The organism is Enterobacter sp. 302C9 (assembly GCF_034106085.1).
Classification (GTDB): domain Bacteria; phylum Pseudomonadota; class Gammaproteobacteria; order Enterobacterales; family Enterobacteriaceae; genus Enterobacter; species Enterobacter asburiae_B.
Window position 1 is genome coordinate 1,017,530 of record NZ_JAWNBW010000001.1, and the last position, 21,098, is coordinate 1,038,627.

Annotated in this window: 21 protein-coding genes and 2 tRNA genes; 9 read left to right on the top strand and 14 right to left on the bottom strand. The window is 56.1% G+C overall.

Translation table 11 applies throughout. The annotated features are described in order from the left end of the window. Window positions 1-181: 181 nt before the first annotated feature. From pykF to UR289_RS04980, 3 genes are all read right to left on the bottom strand, one after another. Complete coding sequence (gene pykF / locus UR289_RS04970) at window positions 182-1,603, bottom strand: pyruvate kinase PykF (RefSeq protein ID WP_029739779.1); 1,422 nt, start codon at window positions 1,601-1,603, stop codon at window positions 182-184. A 377-nt stretch (window positions 1,604-1,980) separates the two neighbouring features. Then, window positions 1,981-3,126 carry a trans-sulfuration enzyme family protein gene (locus tag UR289_RS04975; RefSeq protein ID WP_087822427.1) on the bottom strand — a complete coding sequence of 382 codons (1,146 nt, stop codon included), beginning with the start codon at window positions 3,124-3,126 and terminating at the stop codon, window positions 1,981-1,983. Between the two features lie 11 nt (window positions 3,127-3,137). Beyond that, complete coding sequence (locus UR289_RS04980; protein ID WP_320709253.1) at window positions 3,138-4,508, bottom strand: cystathionine beta-synthase; 1,371 nt, start codon at window positions 4,506-4,508, stop codon at window positions 3,138-3,140. Window positions 4,509-4,908: 400 nt separating this feature from the next. Here UR289_RS04980 and UR289_RS04985 point away from each other — a divergent pair, with 400 nt between their 5' ends. The 4 genes from UR289_RS04985 to fumD all read left to right on the top strand — a co-directional run bounded on the left by UR289_RS04985 (window position 4,909) and on the right by fumD (window position 7,748). Continuing rightward, a complete protein-coding gene (locus UR289_RS04985) occupies window positions 4,909-5,931 on the top strand; it encodes a methionine ABC transporter ATP-binding protein (protein ID WP_048977436.1) in 1,023 nt (340 codons plus the stop codon). Continuing rightward, window positions 5,924-6,592, top strand: coding sequence for a methionine ABC transporter permease (locus UR289_RS04990; RefSeq protein WP_008500617.1), 669 nt, complete (start codon window positions 5,924-5,926; stop codon window positions 6,590-6,592). Before UR289_RS04985 ends, UR289_RS04990 begins: the two co-directional genes overlap by 8 nt. A gap of 23 nt (window positions 6,593-6,615) precedes the next feature. Beyond that, on the top strand, window positions 6,616-7,428 hold the full coding sequence (locus UR289_RS04995; RefSeq protein ID WP_008500616.1) for a MetQ/NlpA family ABC transporter substrate-binding protein: 813 nt from the start codon (window positions 6,616-6,618) through the stop codon (window positions 7,426-7,428). 110 nt (window positions 7,429-7,538) lie between these two features. Further along, complete coding sequence (gene fumD / locus UR289_RS05000) at window positions 7,539-7,748, top strand: fumarate hydratase FumD (RefSeq protein WP_008500615.1); 210 nt, start codon at window positions 7,539-7,541, stop codon at window positions 7,746-7,748. On the opposite strand, the gene UR289_RS05005 is transcribed toward fumD, so the two are convergent. The 4 genes from UR289_RS05005 to UR289_RS05020 are packed head-to-tail and all read right to left on the bottom strand — an operon-like array spanning window position 7,729 to window position 10,811. Continuing rightward, complete coding sequence (locus UR289_RS05005) at window positions 7,729-8,415, bottom strand: amino acid ABC transporter permease (RefSeq protein WP_032657777.1); 687 nt, start codon at window positions 8,413-8,415, stop codon at window positions 7,729-7,731. The genes fumD and UR289_RS05005 overlap by 20 nt on opposite strands. Then, window positions 8,399-9,175: an amino acid ABC transporter permease gene (locus UR289_RS05010; protein ID WP_039262345.1), complete on the bottom strand. Its 777-nt coding sequence runs from the start codon at window positions 9,173-9,175 to the stop codon at window positions 8,399-8,401. Before UR289_RS05010 ends, UR289_RS05005 begins: the two co-directional genes overlap by 17 nt. Then, window positions 9,175-9,990: an amino acid ABC transporter ATP-binding protein gene (locus UR289_RS05015; protein WP_039262344.1), complete on the bottom strand. Its 816-nt coding sequence runs from the start codon at window positions 9,988-9,990 to the stop codon at window positions 9,175-9,177. Before UR289_RS05015 ends, UR289_RS05010 begins: the two co-directional genes overlap by 1 nt. A 2-nt stretch (window positions 9,991-9,992) precedes the next feature. Next, entirely contained in the window at window positions 9,993-10,811 is an 819-nt protein-coding gene (locus UR289_RS05020) for an ABC transporter substrate-binding protein (RefSeq protein ID WP_069303906.1), read from the bottom strand. Window positions 10,812-11,068: 257 nt separating this feature from the next. Here UR289_RS05020 and UR289_RS05025 point away from each other — a divergent pair, with 257 nt between their 5' ends. Beyond that, window positions 11,069-11,236 (top strand): hypothetical protein, encoded by a 168-nt coding sequence (locus UR289_RS05025; protein WP_014831607.1) that lies wholly within the window; start codon window positions 11,069-11,071, stop codon window positions 11,234-11,236. Between the two features lie 92 nt (window positions 11,237-11,328). Here the strand turns inward: UR289_RS05025 and UR289_RS05030 are convergent, their stop codons facing one another. Then, window positions 11,329-11,469 carry a hypothetical protein gene (locus tag UR289_RS05030; protein ID WP_003857665.1) on the bottom strand — a complete coding sequence of 47 codons (141 nt, stop codon included), beginning with the start codon at window positions 11,467-11,469 and terminating at the stop codon, window positions 11,329-11,331. Between the two features lie 125 nt (window positions 11,470-11,594). On the opposite strand from UR289_RS05030, the gene UR289_RS05035 reads away from it, so the two are divergent. Both UR289_RS05035 and UR289_RS05040 read left to right on the top strand, forming a co-directional pair. After that, window positions 11,595-12,377 carry an MBL fold metallo-hydrolase gene (locus UR289_RS05035; protein WP_320709255.1) on the top strand — a complete coding sequence of 261 codons (783 nt, stop codon included), beginning with the start codon at window positions 11,595-11,597 and terminating at the stop codon, window positions 12,375-12,377. 72 nt (window positions 12,378-12,449) lie between these two features. Continuing rightward, window positions 12,450-13,085, top strand: a complete 636-nt coding sequence (locus UR289_RS05040) for a carbonic anhydrase (protein ID WP_023311344.1) — start codon at window positions 12,450-12,452, stop codon at window positions 13,083-13,085. Window positions 13,086-13,113: 28 nt separating this feature from the next. On the opposite strand, the gene UR289_RS05045 is transcribed toward UR289_RS05040, so the two are convergent. The 4 genes from UR289_RS05045 to mdtK all read right to left on the bottom strand — a co-directional run bounded on the left by UR289_RS05045 (window position 13,114) and on the right by mdtK (window position 16,512). Continuing rightward, on the bottom strand, window positions 13,114-14,709 hold the full coding sequence (locus UR289_RS05045; protein WP_320709256.1) for an FAD-NAD(P)-binding protein: 1,596 nt from the start codon (window positions 14,707-14,709) through the stop codon (window positions 13,114-13,116). A 118-nt stretch (window positions 14,710-14,827) separates the two neighbouring features. After that, window positions 14,828-14,904, bottom strand: a tRNA-Val gene (locus UR289_RS05050). A 4-nt stretch (window positions 14,905-14,908) separates the two neighbouring features. After that, window positions 14,909-14,985, bottom strand: a tRNA-Val gene (locus UR289_RS05055). Window positions 14,986-15,138: 153 nt separating this feature from the next. Then, window positions 15,139-16,512 (bottom strand): MdtK family multidrug efflux MATE transporter, encoded by a 1,374-nt coding sequence (gene mdtK, locus UR289_RS05060; RefSeq protein ID WP_320709257.1) that lies wholly within the window; start codon window positions 16,510-16,512, stop codon window positions 15,139-15,141. A 225-nt stretch (window positions 16,513-16,737) separates the two neighbouring features. On the opposite strand from mdtK, the gene UR289_RS05065 reads away from it, so the two are divergent. Continuing rightward, window positions 16,738-17,382 carry a riboflavin synthase subunit alpha gene (locus UR289_RS05065; RefSeq protein WP_320709259.1) on the top strand — a complete coding sequence of 215 codons (645 nt, stop codon included), beginning with the start codon at window positions 16,738-16,740 and terminating at the stop codon, window positions 17,380-17,382. 30 nt (window positions 17,383-17,412) lie between these two features. Here UR289_RS05065 and cfa read toward each other — a convergent pair whose 3' ends face one another. Then, complete coding sequence (gene cfa / locus UR289_RS05070) at window positions 17,413-18,561, bottom strand: cyclopropane fatty acyl phospholipid synthase (RefSeq protein ID WP_023335428.1); 1,149 nt, start codon at window positions 18,559-18,561, stop codon at window positions 17,413-17,415. Between the two features lie 298 nt (window positions 18,562-18,859). Continuing rightward, window positions 18,860-20,059, bottom strand: coding sequence for a purine nucleoside transporter PunC (punC, locus tag UR289_RS05075; RefSeq protein ID WP_045887802.1), 1,200 nt, complete (start codon window positions 20,057-20,059; stop codon window positions 18,860-18,862). 114 nt (window positions 20,060-20,173) lie between these two features. Here punC and punR point away from each other — a divergent pair, with 114 nt between their 5' ends. Beyond that, entirely contained in the window at window positions 20,174-21,085 is a 912-nt protein-coding gene (punR, locus tag UR289_RS05080; RefSeq protein ID WP_320709260.1) for a DNA-binding transcriptional activator PunR, read from the top strand. The last annotated feature ends 13 nt before the right edge of the window (window positions 21,086-21,098 follow it).

Here is a 21,098-nt window from a genome sequence, read left to right on the forward strand (position 1 = left end):
AATCGGCCCTTTTTGAGCAAAAATCTATGTAAAAAAAGGCATTTATCATCGGATTCATCTTAGATAATTCGCAATTAAATAGAAAAACCCGATTTGCAATTTGAATGACTTTAGCTAATGCCAGGAATAAAAAAAGCGCCCGGAGGGCGCTTTTTATCAAAATTAATTCGTTCGGGAATTATTACAGCACGTGAACAGATGCGGTATTGGTGGTTCCGCTTGGTACCAGCGCGCCAGAAACCATGACCACAACGTCACCTTTCTGTGCCAGACCACGATCAACCAGCTCCAGAGCCACTTCTTTACCCAGACGGTAGAAATCATCCGTAGACGCGATCTCTTTCACCAGGTGAGGGATCACGCCTTTGCTCAGCACCAGCTGACGAGCCGTGGTTTCGTTGGTGGTCAGTGCCAGGATAGTCGCATCCGGGAAGTATTTACGCACCGCGCGAGCTGATTTACCGCCCTGGGTGGCAACCACGATCAGCGGCGCTTCCAGCTTCTCAGCCGTTTCTACTGCACCGCGGCATACCGCTTCGGTGATGCGCAGCTTGCGGCTGTCGTTGTTGTAGTCCAGACGGCTTTTCATTACGCGGTCGGTACGTTCGCAGATGGTGGCCATGATGGACACCGCTTCCAGCGGATATTTACCTTTTGCGGATTCGCCAGACAGCATAACGGCATCAGTACCGTCGAGGATGGCGTTAGCCACGTCGCCTGCTTCTGCGCGGGTTGGGCGTGGGTTTTTGATCATGGAGTCCAGCATCTGCGTTGCGGTGATAACCACTTTGCGCGCGCGAACGCATTTCTCGATCATCATCTTCTGCGCGAAGATCACTTCTTCAACCGGGATTTCTACGCCCAGGTCGCCACGTGCAACCATGATGCCGTCAGACGCTTCGAGGATTTCGTCGAAGTTGTTCAGGCCTTCCTGGTTTTCAATTTTGGAGATGATCTGGATCTTCTCGCCGCCGTGCGCTTTCAGGTGCTCACGAATTTCAACCACGTCAGAACGCTTACGGATGAAGGAGGCCGCAACAAAGTCAACGCCTTGTTCGCAACCGAAGATCAGGTCCTGTTTGTCTTTTTCGGCCAGTGCTGGCAGTGCGATAGAGACGCCCGGCAGGTTAACGCCTTTGTTTTCGCCCAGGTCGCCGTTGTTCAGCACTTTACAGATAACCTTGTTGCCTTCGATGGCGGTCACTTCCATACCGATCAGACCATCGTCTACGAGCACGGTGTTACCGACGGACAGGTCGTTGGTGAATCCTTCGTAGGTCACTGCAACGATTTCGCTGTTGCCGACAACGGATTTGTCGGTGGTGAAGGTGAAGGTCTGGCCCGCTTTCAGAGAGACGTCGTTACCGCCTTCCAGTTTGATGGTGCGGATTTCTGGACCTTTGGTATCCAGCAGGATCGCAGCTTTTTTACCGGTCTTGCTCATTACGTTGCGCAAGTTCTGGATACGCTGACCGTGTTCTGCGTAATCACCGTGGGAGAAGTTCAGACGCATCACGTTCATGCCGGCGTCCAGCATTTTGGTCAGCATCTCTTCAGATTCGGTTTTCGGGCCGATAGTACAAACAATTTTCGTCTTTTTCATGACAGTCTTAGTCTTTAAGTTGGGAAGGATATGGAAATCTCGCTCCGGGGGCGCACCGCCGCGGAGTCAAACCTGTGTTGCAAAAGAGTATATGACACGCACTAAGGATAGGAGACATCAAATGAGCGTGCAGAAGAAAGTGTGCCTGAGTGACAGCCCAACGAAGGAGAGGAGAAGTTGTACGTTGTTTTTTGTATTCCAAGCGCTGAAACCATTCACCAGGGATTAGGCGCGCATTATACGCTGATTTTAAGATAAAAGGAAAATGGAAACGGTGTTTCAGAAATAATCTGTGCAGTTTCACATAATATTGTTATCAAGGCGTTAAGCCATGATGACAACTTATGGCGGCAGGTGATTGACCTGCCGCGTTTTGCTTATTTTTGCAGCGCCTGGCTGAGGTCGGCAATCAGGTCTTTCGGATCTTCAATCCCGACTGACAGACGGATCAGCTGCGGCACAATGCCGTTTGCCAGGCGTTGCTCCAGCGGAATCGAGGCGTGGGTCATGCTGTAGGGCTGGCTCACCAGACTTTCCACACCGCCGAGGCTTTCCGCGAGGGTGAACAGCTTCAGGTTGCGAATTACCTCGGTGGCGCGTTGCGCATCGCCTTTTACCACCACGGAAATCATCCCGCCGGGAAGGGCCATCTGCGTGCGGGCAAGTTGATATTGCGGATGCGATTCCAGGCCGGGATAGAACACCTTTTCGACCAGAGGATGCTGCTCCAGCCATTGCGCAATCGCCAGCGCGTTGGTGCTGTGCTTTTCTACCCTCAAAGCAAGCGTGCGAATACCGCGCAGCGTCAGGAAGCTGCTGAACGGATCCAGTACTCCGCCCACCGCGTTTTGCAGATAGCCCAGCTTATCCGCCAGTTCCCTGTTGTCCCCGACAATCGCCAGCCCGGCCACCACGTCAGAGTGGCCGTTCAGGTATTTGGTGGCGGAGTGCACCACGATATCGAAACCCGACTCCAGCGGACGGTGGATCACCGGTGACGCGAAGGTGTTATCCGCCACGCTGATGACGTTATGACGGCGGGCGATCGCCGCAATGGCAGCCAGATCCGCCAGCTTCAGCAGCGGGTTGGTTGGCGTTTCGACCCACACCATGCGGGTATCCGGGCGGATGGCGCCCTCGAGACCGGCTAAGTCGTCCGGTTTAACCCAGCTGACCTGCAGGCCGGTGCTGCGCTTGCGCACGTTTTCAATCAGGCGGTACGTCCCGCCGTAAACGTCATCAATGGCGACAATATGGCTGTCTTTATCCAGCAGTTCGAGCACCGTGGAGATGGCCGCCAGACCGGAGGCGAAGGCGTAGCCGCGCGTGCCGCCTTCCAGTTCGGCGATGGCGGTTTCCAGCGCATGGCGGGTAGGGTTGCCGCTGCGGGAATATTCATAGCCGGTATGCTCGCCGGGTGACGGTTGCGCAAACGTCGAGGTGGCGTAAATCGGCGGCATGACTGCGCCGTGCTGGTCGTTAAACTCGCCGCTGTGTACGCTCAGGGTAGCCAGGTTTTTCATCATCGATTCCTTTATTGCTGTAGACGGTTGCGCCAGGCGGTCAGAACGTCGCTGCGCGTAATCAGACCGAGAAAACGGTCGTTGTCATTAATGACGGCCACCAGACCGCGGTCGAAGATGGCGTTCAGGGCGCTTTCCGGGGCGTGTTTATCAAGAAACTCCACCTGACGCGTCATGGCTGCCGTCACCGGAAGCGCGAAGCGGTCGCCGTCGCCGCCGATATGCCGCAGGAGATCCCACTCGTCGATAATGCCCACCACCTTGCCGTTCTCCAGCACCGGCAGCTGGGAGATGTCATACAGGCGCATGCGTGCCAGTACGGTGGAAAGCGTGTCATCCGGGGCGGCGGTTACGGTGGCGCCTTCATCGTGGCGCAGGGCGATGTAGTCAGAGAGATCGCCGGCCTGAGGGCGCGTGATGAGCCCTTGTTGACGCATCCAGTCATCGTTGAACATCTTCGAGAGATACTTATTGCCGCTGTCGCAGGCGAAGGTCACCACGCGTTTCGGCGCGGTCTGCGCCTGGCAATACTTCAGCGCGGCCGCCAGCAGCGTGCCGCTGGAGGAGCCCGCCAGAATGCCTTCCGTTTTCAGCAGATCGCGCGCGGTGGTGAAGGCCTCGCGGTCGGTGATGCGCCAGGCGCGATTCACCCCTTCAATGTGGGCCAGCGGCGGAATAAAGTCTTCGCCAATACCTTCAACCAGCCAGGAGCCCGCGTCGTGATAGCGTCCAGTTTCCACCTGGTCGGCCAGAACCGATCCTGCCGGGTCTGCCAGGACAAACTCCGTGTGCGGAGAGTGCTCGGCGAACCACGCCTGCAGGCCGCCCAGCGTACCGCCTGAGCCGACGCCCACCACGATGGCGTCGATCCGCCCGTCAAGCTGCTCGTACAGTTCCGGTGCCGTGGTGGTGCGGTGCGCCAGCGGGTTGGCCTCATTATTGAACTGGTCGATGTAAAACGCGCCGGGCAGCTCGTTGGCCAGGCGCTGGGCGTAATCCTGGTAATAGGCGGGGTGGCCCTTGTTAACGTCGGAGCGGGTCAGCACCACCTGGGCACCCAGCGCGCGCAGGTGGAAAATCTTCTCGAGGCTCATTTTGTCCGGCACCACCAGGATCAGCGAGTAGCCTTTCTGGGCGGCAATCAGGGCCAGGCCGAGACCGGTATTCCCCGCCGTCGCCTCAATAATCGTGCCGCCCGGCTGCAGCTGGCCGGTACGCTCCGCTTCGTTAATCATCGACAGCGCAACGCGATCCTTAATAGAGCCGCCCGGATTCTGGTTTTCCAGCTTCAGGAACAGCGAGCAGGGGCCGGTATCAAGCTTGTGCAGCTGGATAAGCGGGGTACGGCCAATCAGTTCGGTGACGGAGTGGTAAATCGTCATGATGTTTTCCTTTCTGGATGTCATGACGGGATGATAGAGCGGCGAAATTTTCGCAATAAAGAACCATTCACTGCTCTTTAGAACAGAAAAGAATATAAATGCCATTTTTGGATGTCAGGACAGCAAGACGTAAAGTTGTCTGGATGTGAGGATGGCTATACCGGCAGGAAATGCTGAAAAAATGAGCGTTTTTAGCGGGCATCTGCCAGCAGATATGCATCCGGCAGATAATCATTGCTGAAATTGATCTAAATGCTTCCCACCCTGTAAATCCGCTGTTTATTTCCGAAAGTTATAACAAATTCTTTTTTGTTCATTTGAAAGCTGATAACGCCTGTTTACTATCGTTTGGACATCCATACTGCTAAACAGCCATGCGCGAAACGGATAAAGAATAAGAATGATCGTACTCAGGAATATTTCGAAGGTTTTTGACAACGGAAAGGTCGCGCTGACTGCCGTTGATAACGTCAATTTGACGATAGAGCAGGGACAGATTTACGGAATTATTGGCTACAGCGGAGCCGGGAAAAGCACGCTGATTCGTCTGCTGAACGGTCTGGAAAAACCCAGCGCCGGAAGCGTGACCATTAACGGGCAGGATATCTCTGCGGCAAAGGGTGAAGCGCTGCGCCAGGCGCGCCTGAAAATCAGCATGGTGTTCCAGCACTTCAACCTGCTGTGGTCGCGCACGGTGAGCGAGAATATCGCTTTCTCGATGCAAATCGCCGGTGTGCCAAAAGCCAGCATCAAGGCGCGCGTCGCCGAGCTGGTGGATCTGGTCGGCCTGAAGGGGCGCGAGAATGCGTACCCGTCCCAGCTGAGCGGCGGGCAAAAGCAGCGCGTGGGTATTGCGCGCGCTTTGGCTAACAGCCCTGACGTGCTGCTCTGCGATGAAGCCACGTCCGCGCTCGACCCGCAGACCACCGATCAGATCCTCGATCTGCTGCTGGATATTAACCGCCGCTTCAGGCTGACCATCGTGCTGATCACCCACGAGATGCACGTAGTCCGCAAAATCTGCGACCGCGTGGCGGTGATGGAGAACGGTAAAGTGGTTGAAGAAGGCGACGTGCTGAGCGTCTTTACCCATCCGCAGCAGCCGATTACGCAGCAGTTTGTCCGCCAGGTGAGCCAGTACGCTGAGGAGGAAACCTTCAATACCGAACTGGCAAACGATCTGGAAGGCACGGTCATCAGGCTGACCTTTACCGGGCACAGCACCCATAAGCCGATTGTGGGTGAACTGACCCTGCGCTACGGCCTGCCGTTTAACATCCTGCACGGGAAAATGACGCAAACCGCCCACGGGGTGTTTGGTCAGCTCTGGGTACATGTCGTGGCATCCGATGAACAACTGAACAATATCCTCGCCGACCTGCAGCACAGCGATATTGAAGGCGAGGTGATTAAACATGGCTGAGAATCTCTTTCCGCATCTCAAGTGGGATCAGCTCTGGGCGGCGACGCTGGAGACGCTGTACATGACCGCGCTGTCCGGCGTGGCGACGTTTGTGCTGGGCATCGTGCTGGGGCTGGCGCTGTTTTTAACCGCGCGCGGCGGGCTGTTCCACAACCGCACGGTCTACAGCGTGATTTCGATTGTGGTGAACGTGTTCCGCTCTATTCCGTTCATCATTTTGATTGTCCTACTGATCCCGTTCACCAAGACCGTCGTCGGCACCATTCTTGGCGCCAACGCGGCGCTGCCGGCGCTGATTGTGGGCGCGGCACCGTTCTACGCACGCCTGGTGGAGATCGCCCTGCGTGAAGTGGATAAAGGCGTCATCGAAGCAACGCGCTCGATGGGCGCACGACTGAGCACGTTAGTGTTTCGGGTTTTACTGCCGGAATCATCACCCGCACTGGTATCGGGTATTACGGTGACGCTCATTGCGCTGGTGAGCTACAGCGCAATGGCGGGGGTGATTGGCGCCGGCGGTTTGGGAAATCTGGCTTATCTGGAAGGATTCCAGCGCAACCATGGTGACGTCACGCTGGTGGCAACGGTGACCATTCTGATCATCGTTTTCATTATCCAGTTCTGCGGCGATGTCATTACTTCATTGTTAGATAAACGCTAATAAATACACACAGGAACCACATCATGAAAAAAACACTGACACTGATCGCCGCCGCAACCCTGAGTGCCCTGAGCTTCGCCTCCTGGGCCGACACCCTGACCGTGGGCGCATCCAACACGCCGCACGCCGAAATTCTGGAGCAGGCTAAGCCGATTCTGGCGAAGCAGGGTATCGACCTGGAGATTAAACCGTTCCAGGACTACATTCTGCCGAACACCGCGCTGGCGGGTCATGACATCGACGCGAACTATTTCCAGCACATTCCTTACCTGAACAGCGTGCTTAAGGATCATGCGGGCGATAAAGACTACGATTTCGTCAGTGCGGGCGCGATCCACATTGAGCCAATCGGCATCTACTCCAAAAAATACAAGTCGCTGAAAGACCTGCCGGAAGGTGGCAAGATCATCATGCGTGACGCGGTTTCTGAAGAGGGGCGTATTCTCTCCATCTTCGAGAAAGAGGGCGTGATCAAGCTGAAGCCGGGCATCGACAAAGTGACCGCGCGCATCAGCGACATCGTTGAGAACCCGAAAAAGCTGAAGTTCACCCCGAACGTGGAAGCCTCTCTGCTGCCGCAGATGTACAACAACAACGAAGGCGATGCGGTGGTGATTAACGCCAACTACGCGATTGACGCCGGTCTGGATCCGGTTCACGACCCGATTGCGGTAGAGAGCGGTGAAAACAACCCGTACGCCAACATCATTACCGTGCATCGCGGTGACGAGAAGAAGAAAGATATCGTTGCGCTGGTGAACGTGCTGCACTCGAAAGAGATTCAGGACTGGATCCGCACCAAGTACAAAGGCGCGGTCATCCCAGTAAACAACTAATTTACTGATTTTACAGATGAAGCCCGGTGAGTCTCTCGCCGGGCTTCTTTTTTGTATCCGGCAGGAGAATCATTTAAGCTCAACGTTTAACAGGCAATGGAGTGATGACGATGGGTAACGTGACCAAAGATGAAGCGCTGTACCAGGAGATGTGCCGGGTGGTCGGGAAGGTGGTGCTTGAGATGCGTGATTTAGGGCAGGAGCCAAAGCATATTGTCATTGCCGGAGTCCTGCGTACCGCGCTGGCGAACCAGCGCGTTAAGCGCAGTGAACTGACAACCGAAGCGATGGAAACGGTGGTTAAAGCGCTGGCCGGGTAATGCGCCAGCGTTTCGCAAGCTGTTCGAGCGAGCAGCAGAGCAGGTAGTAGACCACGCCCGTAAAGATAAAAATGGCCGCCGGGTAGATTTGCACCCGGTTGTTGACCTGTCCCGCCACCGTGGTCAGTTCCGGTACGTTCACGATAAACGCCAGCGACGTATCCTTCAGCAGGCTGATAAAAATCCCCACCAGCGACGGCAGAATATTCCTCAGCGCCTGCGGCAGCAGCACGCGCAGGAGGGTTTGCTGCGTGCTGAATCCCTGTGACAGTGCGGCCTCATATTGTCCGGACGGTAGCGCGTTAAGCCCGGCCAGCACCGAGTGCATCACCGTTGCCGCGGTAAACCAGGCCAGGGCCAGCGTGACGGTCAGCGCTCCCGGCAGATCGCCCCCGGTCATAAGCGGCAGCAGATACCACATCCAGAAAATCACGAAGATGAGCGGGATACCGCGGATCAGCTCTGCCCATAAAAAGAGGGCCTTTCGCACGAGCCCGGTAAAGCGCCAGGCCAAACACGCGAGCACTATCCCACCGGGCAGGGCGATGACGGCGGCCCCGGCCGCCATCATCAACGACAGCAATACGCCCCCCGGTTCACCCGTCGCCGCGCGTCCCCACAGCAGATAGTCGAGGTTATCGGTGATGACGTTAAGTCCGGCAATCATGTTTTTCACTCCCTGTGGTGGCGACGCCTGGGCGTTTACGTTTCGCGTCAGGCCCGATGCGAACCAGCACCAGCCCCATGACCAGGCCGGTCAGCAGATAGAGCGCGGTACCGAGGGTAAACGCCTCCAGCGCGTGCGCATTATAGCTCTCGATCTGCCTGACCTGATAGGTCAGCTCGGCAAAGCCAATCCCGCTCGCGAGCGAGGAGAGCTTCATCAGATTAAGGTACTGGCCCACAACCGGCTGCCAGGCGTTGGCCAGGCCCTGCGGCAGAAGGATGTAACGAAACAGACGCCACGCGGAGAATCCCTGCGCGAGCGCCGCCTCCCGCTGTCCGGCAGGTACGGAACGTAACCCCGATTCCACCTCTTCGATTAAAAACGCCGAGGTAAAGACGCCCAACCCCCAGGCAGAACATAAAAATTCGGGCGTAAACCACCAGACGTCGCCGGGCAGAATTGACCAGCTGTGATCCGCGTTCACCGCGTCGCGGAACGCCTGCGGTAGCCCGTTCCAGGCGGCAAAATACCAGAACAGCAGCTGCACCAGCAGCGGCGTATTGCGAAACAGCGACACCCAGCTGCTGACGACCGCGTTCCCGGGGCGTCCGCCGGAAAGGCGCAGGAGCATAAAGAGCAGTGCGAGCAGGCTGGCCAGCAGCATCCCGGCAAGCGTGACCCACAGGGTGGTGAGGAATCCGGAGAGTATCCACTGCAGAGGCTGTCCGGTCAGTACCCCCTGCCAGTCGAGCGCGGGCATTACAGATGCTCCTGATGCAGCGGGTTGAGCACCTTCTGCAGGAACCGCTGCGCGCGCGGATGCGACGGCTGGCTGAAAAATTGTGCCGGCGGCGCCGTTTCCAGAATTTGCCCGCCGTCGATAAAGACAATCCGGTCGGCAATTTCCCGGGCAAACTGCATCTCGTGGGTCACCACGATCATCGTGATCCCGCTGTGGGCGAGGGCTTTCATCACGTACAGCACTTCACCAATCATCTCCGGATCCAGCGCGGAGGTGGGTTCATCGAACAGAATGATTTGCGGTGAAGAGGCCAGGGCGCGGGCAATCGCGACGCGCTGCTGCTGTCCACCGGAAAGCTCTGCCGGGAAATGGTGGGCTTTTTCCAGCATCCCGACCTTCTCCAGCAGGGCCAGCGCGCGCTCCTGAGCTGGCTGCGGCTTCCAGCCGTGAACGTGCTCCAGCGCCAGGGTAATGTTCTGGCTGGCGGTGAGGTGGGCGTAAAGATTGAACTGCTGGAACACAAACCCCACGCGGCTGCGCAGCTGGCGCAGCCCGGTACCGGAGAGCTTTGCGGTAGGCTTGTTGTCGACCAGAATCTCCCCGCCGCTCAGGGTTTCAAGCTGGTTGATGAGACGAATCAGGGTGGATTTACCGGAACCCGAAGGGCCGAGGATGGCGACCACTTCACCGGGCGTGATGGTGAGGTTAATGTCGTTTAAAACCTGATGGTCACCGTAGCGTTTGTCCACATGACGAAACTCGACGCTGGCCTGTTCCAGATGTGAAAAATCCGCGGCACCGGCCGCGGAGTGTGAAAATAAACCTGAGAGCATAATTATCTGGCTTCTATTTTAAAGGCGCGAGGCTGTGGGGAAGGCGTGTTTGGGCCAAACCAGACATCGTAGATTTTTGCTGCCTGACCGTTCTTCTCGAGATTAACCAGCTCGTCGTTAACGGCCTTCAGCAGCGCCGTTTCACCTTTCTTCACCCCAACGCCAATCTCTTCTTTGCTGAGCAGATCGGGCAGGATTTTAAAGTTCGCTTTATCCGGCGCCTGCGCCAGCAGACCGGCCAGAATGGTGCTGTCCTGGGTGATGGCCTGTACGTTACCGTTGCGCAGCGCCGTCAGCGCCAGCGGAATATCGTCATACGAGAGCACGCGTGACTGCGGGAAACGCTGGTGCAGCGCCTGCTCGCCCGTCGTTCCTTTGACCGCGCCAATCCGCGCCCGGCTGTAGTCATCAAGCTTGTCCGGTGATTTAGCCGGCACCAGGAACTGCTGGCCGGTGACAAAGTAAGGCGTCGAGAAGTCAATCACCTGCGCGCGTTCCGGGGTGATGGTAATATCCGCCACGATCAGGTCGGCTTTTCCGGACTGCAGCAGCGGAATACGGTTAGCCGGATTGGTGGCAACCAGTTCAAGCTTCACGCCGAGCGATTTTGCCAGCGCTTTGGCGAAGTCCACGTCATAACCCACGATCTCGTGCGTTTTGGCATCAATAGAGCCAAACGGCGGGTTGGCGTCAAACGTGGCCACTTTCACCACCCCTGCGGCCTTAATATCCGCCAGCTGATCGGCCTGTGCCTGCGCTGAAAGCAGGCTCCCCGCCGCCAGTAATGCCAGAACCAGTGTCCGTTTGGTAAACCCTTTCATATTTGCTGCCATAGTCATTCGCCATCCCGTTGTTTTTGTTTTACCCCGCTACGCTCCCATAAGCGAAAGCTATCGCCAAATAAGAAATCGTTCTTTGCTATGAGCAAAAAAGCATTAGTGAACAACGTGTTAATGAAGAGTGAAAAGAGCGGGATGCTATTTGCAGATCCTGCACATCGACAGTGGATTTTGGTATTTCCCCCGCGCGGCATTTGAGTGCTTAACTGAGATCAGACACGGCGAGAGAGGGTAAGACGATGAAAAAATGGATCAGCACGTTACGGCGGTTTTTTGCGACCCGACCAGTGAATGCGGAGAACAGCGCGCAACGTGTTCTTGAGTCAATCCTGCCTGTCGCCAGCCTGTATGGCGTCGACGTTGCCAACATTGACCCGGAGTGGTTCCATGATAAAACGTCACGCTGAACTGCGCCGCACGCGCGAAACGTACTGGAACGAGGTGTGCGTGACGTTTAACGAGTGAAATAAAAAAGCACCGGTTTCCCGGTGCTTTTTTATTAGATTTTGCAGGCGTCGCCGCAGTCGTCGTCGGCGACAATCGCCTGCGCTTTTTTGTCTGCATCGTCCAGACGTTCCGCATTACGCTCTTCGGCTTCATCCAGACCGTTAAAGACTAAGTTATCGAGATCAATTTCCATGTGGCACCTGCTCTGTTCAGTTTTCGATACTGGCACAGTATAGGGCAAAAAAAGCCAGCAATGTACCTCGCAGCACATAAGGATAATCCCTGCCATACTCAGTGCTTTATCGCTGAGGAGAGCACATGATTACACTCTGTAAAACCTGCGGAACCGCCTACGATGCCCGGCCGGACAGATGCCCAATTTGCGAGGATGAGCGCCAGTACGTGCCCGCCACGGGCCAGGCATGGACCGATTTCGACACCGTCACCGCCACCCATACCAACAAATGGCAGCAGCTGGAGCCGCGGCTGTTCGGGATCAAAACGGTGCCCGCGTTTGCGATCAACCAGCGGGCGCTGCTCCTGCAAACGGCCTACGGCAATATCCTCTGGGACTGCATCGCCAACCTCGACCCCGCAACCAAAACGCTCATTACCGCCCTCGGCGGCATCAGCGCGATTGCTATTTCACATCCGCACTATTACACCACGATGCAGGAGTGGGCTGCGGCGTTTGATGTGCCGGTTTACCTGCACGCCAGCGACAGAGAGTGGGTCATGCGCGATAGCCCGGCCATTCATTTCTGGGAGGGGGACGCGCTGGAGATTTTCCCGTCGGTCACCTTGCTGCGTCTGGGCGGGCATTTTGCCGGTGGAACGGTGCTGCACTGGCAGGAGGGGGATGGGGTATTGCTGGTGGGCGATATTCTGCAGGTCACGCCGGGTAAAGACGCCGTCTCGTTTATGTGGAGCTACCCGAATTATCTTCCGCTGCCGGCCCGCGCCGTGGCGTCGGTGGTGAATCATCTCGAAGGCAAAACCTTCGAACGTCTTTACGGCGCGTTTGAAGGGCAGAACATCCCGGCCTTCGCGGACGAGATTGTTCAGCGGTCGGGCCAGAAATATATTGCTTGTCTGAAGTAAACCACGATGGGTAAACTTTACGAGTGTGATCTCGATCATGCCTAAACTAAAACAGATAAAAGAGACATTGCTATGCAACATATCATTGAAGGTTTTCTCAGCTTTCAAAAAGAGATTTTCCCGCAACGTAAAGAACTCTTCCGCAGTTTAGCGTCCAGCCAGAATCCCAAAGCGCTGTTCATCTCATGCTCCGACAGCCGTCTGGTCCCGGAACTGGTCACCCAGCAAGAGCCAGGACAACTCTTTGTCATTCGTAATGCTGGCAACATCGTGCCGCCATTCGGGCCGGAGCCTGGCGGCGTGTCTGCAACCATCGAATACGCCGTGGTGGCGCTGGGCGTCACGGATATCGTGATTTGCGGTCACTCCAACTGTGGCGCGATGAAGGCGATTGCCGATAACGCGAACCTGGAGCCGATGCCTGCTGTGTCACACTGGCTGCGCTATTCTGACGCGGCGAAAGCCGTGGTAGAGAAGAAAACCTGGGATAAGCCGATCGATAAAGTCAATGCGATGGTGCAGGAGAACGTGTTTGCGCAGCTGAGCAACATTAAGACCCACCCGTCCGTCGCGGTGGGCCTGCGTAATAACTCCATCCGACTGCACGGCTGGGTGTACGACATTGAAAGCGGCAAAATTCTTGCCCTGGATAAAGCGACGAAAACCTTCGTTTCGCTGTCTGAAAACCCGGAAGTCTTCTTCGAGTAATCCGCGACAGCAGGGCATGGAAGCCCTGTTAGTTCTCAATATACGGTAATCTGCGCCGCGATCCCGACGCGGGTTTTTCCGCCGCCTTCGCCATTGCTTGTGCAATCTCTGCACACTCCGCCAGCCCCTGAACGAAGGGACGATCGTGCATCAGCCACGGTATCGCGCCGAAGGCAATGCGCCCGCGAACGGCGTCAGGCGCATTTAAGGTGTAATCCTCACCGACGTCCGGTATCTCTTCACCCGTGGCTTCCAGCTGTTTGCGCAGCGTCGGAAAGGGCAGATCTTTCGTTTTGAGCGGCTTTTGCCCGCGCGCATCAATAAACACGTCGAAACGGTAAACGGTCTCTTGTGTGGTGATTACCGTTCGATCGCTGCCAACGTCCAGCGTGTAATCGTCACCGAGCGTCGCCACGCTGATGATGCCGGCTTCGCGAAGCGCGAGCAGCCTGCGGATAGACTGCGGAGGAATGGCCGCATAGTTGTCGATGAATACGCGGGCGAGGCCTTGCTTAAAGCGCTCTCTGTCCCGTTCGCTGAGGTGGGGAACAATCTCCTGAACCACCTCATGCAGCCGAAGCACGGTATAGCGCCAGGCTACGGTGCGCCGCTCGCGTTTGTTCCGCTCCACCTCGTTGAGATTCTCTTCCGCCCAGGTAAACGGGCCGTGCCGTTTACGATCCTCAAACCAGGCCTCACGAATGCTGTCCGCATTCTGCTTATGCAGGGATATTTTCTCACACCACGTCGGGTCAGCGAGCTGAAGCTCTTTCACCATCAGGGTAAATATACGGTCGAGCAGGCCATTCGATCCTTTGGCGATCTCGTTTTCAACCACAAATTCGGTTAAGACCGACAGCGGTTCATAAGGAATAGGGCAGTAAAAATCGGCTTCCGGCAGAATGCCCGTCCGGGACATCAGGACAATCTTCAACGCGTCGCTGCCTTTATCCAGCACGAACTCATCGTCACGAAATTCACCGTGCTGCATCACTACCGCCATGGCCGCGTCGAGACCGCTTAACGATGTCCCCATAATACCGACGCGGCAGGGAGGGATACTGGCGTCCATCAGACCGGACCACGGGCTTGGGAAGAACGCGCGCGTGGCTTCGTCCTCGTCTGGCCAGACGTGACCGGTGGCGATAACCGCAAGGTCGAAGCGTTCAGGAAAGGCGCTGTCGTTGACGGAAAGCGTGACCCCTTCTTTCGTGGACACGATATCGGTGACCCGGGCGGATTCATGGACATCAACCTGAAACCCCAGCTTTCTGGCCTCTTTCACGATTGAACGAAAGCTGTCGCGAAAATACTCGCCCAGCAGAAGCCGGGGCAGGAACTGCCGGTCATGCAGGCGGGTTGTATCGACCTTAAAGCGCGCCAGATGAGCTTCGCTCTGATCCTTCAGCCAGTCGAGGTAGTTCATAAAAATGGGCGGGATTTCAATGCTCGCAATGTTCGCCAGCATCAGCCGTGAGTTATCGTCGTCGTTATAGGGCATACCCACGCCAGCTTCATCGGCCTGTTCGAAAACGGAAACGGAGAGCGGCTTACTGTTTTTAAGGAGATGATAAAAAGTATAAATCCCTGTGGGGCCGGAGCCGATAATCGCGATTTTCTTCATCGACGGTCTTCCTGTTTTTTTTCCATAAGAAAAGCGTAGCAGGAGAACAATGATGAAAATAAGGGATTAGGAAAATTCAGGATATCAGAAGAGGATTTGCACCATTTCAGGACTGAAATGGTGCGTCCGAGTGGACTCGAACCACCGACCCCCACCATGTCAAGGTGGTGCTCTAACCAACTGAGCTACGGACGCAGAATGGTGCGTTCAATTGGACTCGAACCAACGACCCCCACCATGTCAAGGTGGTGCTCTAACCAACTGAGCTATGAACGCAACGTGTTGTCGGCGACAACGGGGACGAATATTAGCGGCACAGCACCGAGGTGGCAAGAGGGAAAATGCATTTTTCTCTCTGATTTCACGCGATTGCTTCATTACCGCGCAAAGTGAAGAGAAAGTAGCCGCCGGGCGGCGGCTACCGCGTCGTTAACGTGCCGCGCGTTGCAAAATGACCGTTGATGGCTGGCGCTGCAGGAAGCGCATTCGCATCATCATCATAATTGCCGCCGACGTCAGGCCGATGATAAAGCCCATCCAGAACCCTGCCGGACCCATGCGATCCACCACCAGATCGGTAAGCGCCAGGATATAGCCACACGGCAGACCCAGCACCCAGTAGGCGATGAAGGTGATAAAGAAGATGGAGCGCGTGTCTTTATATCCGCGCAGCACACCGCTGCCAATCACCTGGATGGAGTCAGAGATCTGGTAAATCGCGGCCAGCAGCATCAGGTGCGATGCCAGCGTGACCACTTCCGGGTTGTCGTTATAGAGCAGGGCAATCTGCTCGCGTAATGCAACGGTAAAGAGCGCCGTACAGATAGCCATGCAGACGCCGACGCCCAGCCCGGTCCGGGCGGCCGTTTGCGCATCCAGCGTTGAGCCCTGGCCCAGGCGGAAGCCGACGCGAATCGTCACCGCCGCCGCCAGCGACATCGGCAGGACGAACATCAGGGAGCTGAAGTTCAGCGCAATCTGGTGCCCGGCCACGTTCACAATGCCCAGCGGGGAGACCAGCAGGGCGACTACGGCAAACAGGGTCACCTCAAAGAACAGCGCGAGGGCGATCGGCAACCCTAACTGCACCAGACGCGTCATGATGTTCCAGTCCGGCGTGCTAAATCTTTTCTCGTTACGAATATCGCGCATGGAACGGGCGCGTTTTACAAAGGCGATCATGGAGAAGAACATCACCCAGTAAACGGCTGCTGTCGCCACGCCGCAGCCGACGCCGCCGAGCTCCGGCATCCCGAAATGACCGTAAATAAAGACATAGTTCACCGGAATGTTGACCAGCAAACCGATAAAGCCCATCACCATTCCGGGCTTGGTTTTCGCCAGGCCTTCACACTGGTTACGCGCCACCTGGAAAAAGAGGTAGCCGGGCGCACCCCAGAGCAGGGCGCGCAGATAGCCCACGGCTTTATCAGCCAGTGCCGGGTCAATGTTATGCATAGCGCGAATGATGTGGCCCGCGTTCCAGAGCACGACCATGATCAGCACGGAAACAAACCCTGCCAGCCAGAAACCCTGACGAACCTGATGGGCAATGCGCTCGCGACGACCCGAGCCATTGAGCTGAGCGATAACCGGCGTGAGCGCGAGCAGCAGACCGTGGCCGAACAGGATGGCCGGAAGCCAGATTGACGTGCCGATAGCAACGGCCGCCATATCGGTGGCGCTATAGCCACCTGCCATTACCGTATCCACAAATCCCATTGCGGTCTGGGCCACTTGCGCGACGATCACTGGTATAGCCAGTGCCAATAGCTGGCGCGCTTCATTCATGTACTTCTGCACGTGAACACCTTTATTTTGTTGTTATTTGAGAGACTAAAAAAGCCGCCGAAACGGGCAGCAAGAAGAAAATGCAGGGGGGTGCCAGCTATTGTAGCGGGCTTTAGCTATTTATCTAGTGAAAAAATCGCCAGAAAATGCGCTCCGCTGGCAACCTCTTTTTCCAACTGTTATTGTGGTGGGATTAAACGGTGTCACCACCGTCCGGAAAAAACAGGAGTTGTAAGCATGTTTACTGGTATTGTGCAGGGCACCGCCAAAGTGGTGTCCATTGATGAAAAACCTAATTTCCGTACTCATGTTGTTGAGCTGCCGGAATATATGCTTGAGGGCATTGAAACAGGCGCGTCGATTGCTCATAACGGCTGCTGCCTGACCGTTACCGAAATTAACGGCAACCAGATTAGCTTTGATTTAATGAAAGAGACGCTGCGCATCACCAACCTTGGCGAGCTGGCGGTGGGAGATACCGTCAACGTTGAGCGGGCGGCGAGGTTCAGCGATGAGATTGGCGGCCACCTGATGTCCGGGCACATCATGACCACCGCTGAAGTGGCAAAAATCGTGACCTCGGAAAATAACCGTCAAATCTGGTTTAAAATGCAGGATCCTTCATTAATGAAATACATCCTCTATAAAGGATTTATTGGCATTGACGGGATTAGCCTGACGGTGGGTGAAGTAACGCCAACGCGTTTTTGCGTGCATTTAATTCCTGAAACGCTGCAGCGCACCACGCTGGGCGCCAAAAAACTGGGGCATCGCGTGAATATTGAAATCGATCCGCAAACCCAGGCGGTAGTGGATACGGTTGAGCGCGTGCTGGCAGCAAAAGAAGCGGCGATAATAAAGACCGCCACAGAAGAAGAATAAAAAATAACCCCGGGCATCCGGGGTTATTTTTTAGCGTGCGACACGTAATCCGTGTTCAATCCCACGGCTGAATACCACCTGCCAGAGCTGAATATCCCGTGCGCGAAACGCCCCCGCGCAGGCATTCAGATAATAGCTAAACATCCGCCTGAATCGTTCAGAATAGTTGTCCGCAATCTCAGGCCAGGTTTCCTGAAAACGCGCATGCCAGGCCATCAACGTGGTGTCGTAATCCGCGCCAAAGTTATGCCAGTCTTCCATCACGAAATGGGGTTCACTGGCGTTGGCAATCTGGCGGACGGACGGTAAACAGCCATTCGGAAAGATGTATTTGTTGATCCACGGGTCGACGTTATTGTCGGTCCGCTTAGAGCCGATGGTGTGCAGCAGGAAGATACCGTCCGGTTTCAGATTCCGATCCACCACCTCAAAATAGGTAGCGTAGTTTTTCGGCCCGACGTGCTCGAACATGCCGACGGAAACGATCCGGTCAAACTGTTCGTTAAGATCACGGTAATCCTGCAGCCGGATATCCACATCGAGGCCCTGGCAGCGTTCCCGCGCCATTTTTTGCTGTTCCGCTGAAATCGTGACGCCGACGACGCTGACGCCATAGTGCTTCGCCATAAAATACGCCAGCCCACCCCAGCCGCAGCCGATATCCAGCACGCGCATTCCGGGCTGGAGCTGGAGCTTCTCGCTAATCAGACGCAGCTTGGCCTGCTGGGCCTCTTCAAGCGTCGACGCCTCTTTCCAGTAGGCGCAGGAGTACTGCATGAAAGGGTCCAGCATACGGCTGAACAGGTCGTTGCCAAGATCGTAGTGTTCTTTACCAACGATCCACGCGCGTTTTTTACTTTGCAGATTGAACAGTCGGGCAGAGGCGACGCGCAGGGTGTCTTTCAGATTGCGAGGGAGTTGATTTTCAAGACCGGCACGCAGCACGCTGGCGAAAAAGGTATCCAGACGTTCGCACTCCCACCAGCCGTCCATGTAGCTTTCTCCCAGGCCTAACGATCCCTCTCGCAGCACGCGTTTAAAAAAGTCGGGATGTTTAACCTGAGGATCGGATGGCGATGATCCATTGATAGTGATGCCTGCTCGACCTAACAGTTCACTGACGATCCGGGACCAGTTATCGTCCGGAACGCTGACTTCTTCTATACACGATGAACTCATAGCTTCTCCATCACCCTACTGTGATCAGAACCTTAAAACAGCGTAGACGCTTTTTTTGGTTTGTGAGAAATCTCACGGTAAATACCGCGAGGCTAGTATCCGACGTAGAACAGAGGAAGGGAGATAACCCTTGCCGAAATGCCTTCCATGGTAAAACGGGAGCACTCCGGCTCCCGTTAACACTTAATATTTATCGTATTTAATCGAACCAAATTTAGTATAGGCCTCAAAATTTGGTGATTCAATAGAAAATTCTTAGCAACCTAATCACTGAAAATTAACATGATTTCTGACGCAATCAGGCATGTGACGTTTCAACCTGAGCACTCTTTTCATGCTCACGCTGCGCGGAGGCCTGCATGCGATAGCCCAACACCGCCAGCGCAACGGTCACCAGCATCACGCTGGTGGTGGTCAGGAGCGGCGTGGCAATCAGCGCCGATACAACCAGGCTTGCCAGGAAGCACAGCCCCAGCTGCAGGGTATTCTGCAGCGCGGCGGCGCGGCCTGTTGCCTGCGGGAAGGGACGCAGCGCCTGGGCTACAACGATAGGGTAAATCGCCCCGTTCGCAACGGCCATCACGCAGAATGGAATCAAAATTTCGGCCAGACCGGCGCCAGGAATAAAGCCAACGGCCCAGGTCCCGATAACGCTCAGCGCATATAGCACCAGCAGCCACGGAAGCATCTGCTGACCTTCCCACTTTTGCAGCGCCGCGCGACAGCCGTACCCGCCTACCAGGAACGCGATTGTCTGCGGAACATAGCTCAGGCCGATGGCTGCCGGGCTGTAGCCCATATCGTGCAGAATGAACGGCGAGCCGGTGAGCCACGCGAAGAAGCTTGCCGAGCAGGCGGCATAGATCAGGACATTCCCGCGATACGCTTTGGCGCTGAGCAGGGAAGTGAAGGTAATCGGCTTCGCGTCTGCATGCGCTTCTTTTTTATGCGCAGGCTTGAGGGCGAACGCCGGCAGCATCAGGACCAGGGTAATGGCAAACAGCGTGGCGAAAATGGCCTGCCAGTCGAAATGCGCGAGGATCCAGCTGCCCAGCAGGGGAGCGAGGGCAGGTGAGAGGCCCACCAGCGGCATAATGGTGGCGAAAATACGGTTTGTGCGGTTAGCCGGGTAATAGTCGGTGACCAGCGCCTGCCAGGTCACGGCCGCGGCACAGACGCCCACGGCCTGAATAAACCGCAGCACCAGCAGCCAGGTGGCATCGCGTACCCATAACATTCCCAGGCAGCCCACCGCAAAAATGGCCAGGCCCAGCAACAGTACCGGTTTACGACCAAAGCGATCCGAGAGCGGTCCCCAGAGCAGCTGTGCGAAGGCAAAGCCGGCGAGGAATAAACTCAGGCTGGCGCTGATGGCGGCAGCCGGGGTTTGCAAATCTTCCTGCATGGCGGCAAACGCCGGCAGGTACATATCGGTGGCTAAAAAGCCCAGCACGCTTAAGCCGCCGAGCCAGACTAAAAAACCGTTCCTGGGTTGCATTATTTTATTCTCCTGAGGAGGCAGGTATACATTGGCGCTGAGTGTAGGGAGTGCAAAGCCGCTTGTGAAACGCTAATATTTGGCGGGTGCATTCAAAAATTTTGCAGGCAGAAAATGTGGTCAGATTATTCTCTTGAAGTGGTCGATGCTGTGGCGCGTAACGGCAGCTTCAGCGGTGCGGCGCAGGAGCTGCACCGCGTCCCTTCGGCAATAAGCTACACGGTGCGCCAGCTGGAGGAGTGGCTGGCGGTTCCGCTGTTTGAACGGCGGCATCGTGATGTGGAATTAACGCCCGCAGGCGCGTGGTTTTTGAAGGAAGGGCGTTCTGTTATCAAAAAAATGCAGATCACCCGCGAACAGTGTCAGCAGATCGCGAACGGCTGGCGGGGGCATCTTTCCATCGCGGTGGATAACATCGTTAAGCCGGAACGCACCCGGCAGATGATCGTCGATTTCTACCGTCATTTTTCTGACGTCGAGCTGCGGGTCTCGCAGGAGGTGTTTAACGGCGTCTGGGATGCGCTGGCGGACGGCAGGGCAGAGATGGCGATTGGGGCGACGCAGGCGATCCCGGTCGGGGGACGTTACGCCTTTCGCGATATGGGGATGCTGAGCTGGAAATGCGTGGTGGCAAGCGATCATCCGCTGGCTTCGATGGAAGGGCCGCTCAGCGATGACACGCTGCGCAACTGGCCGTCGCTGGTGCTGGAGGATACGTCCCGTTCATTGCCCAAGCGTATTACCTGGCTTCTGGACAACCAGCGGCGGGTGGTGGCCCCTGACTGGGAATCGTCGGCGACGTGCCTCAGCGCCGGGCTGTGCGTCGCGATGGTGCCCGTTCATTTCGCGCGTCCGCGCATCGATACCAGAGAGTGGGTTGAGCTGACGCTGGAGAATCCGTTCCCGGATGCGGCCTGCTGCCTCACATGGCAGCAAAATGACGTCTCGCCTGCGATGGCCTGGCTGCTGGATTATCTGGGAGACAGCGAAACGCTGAACCGGGAATGGTTACGGGAGCCAGCATAGCTGGCCCCGTAAA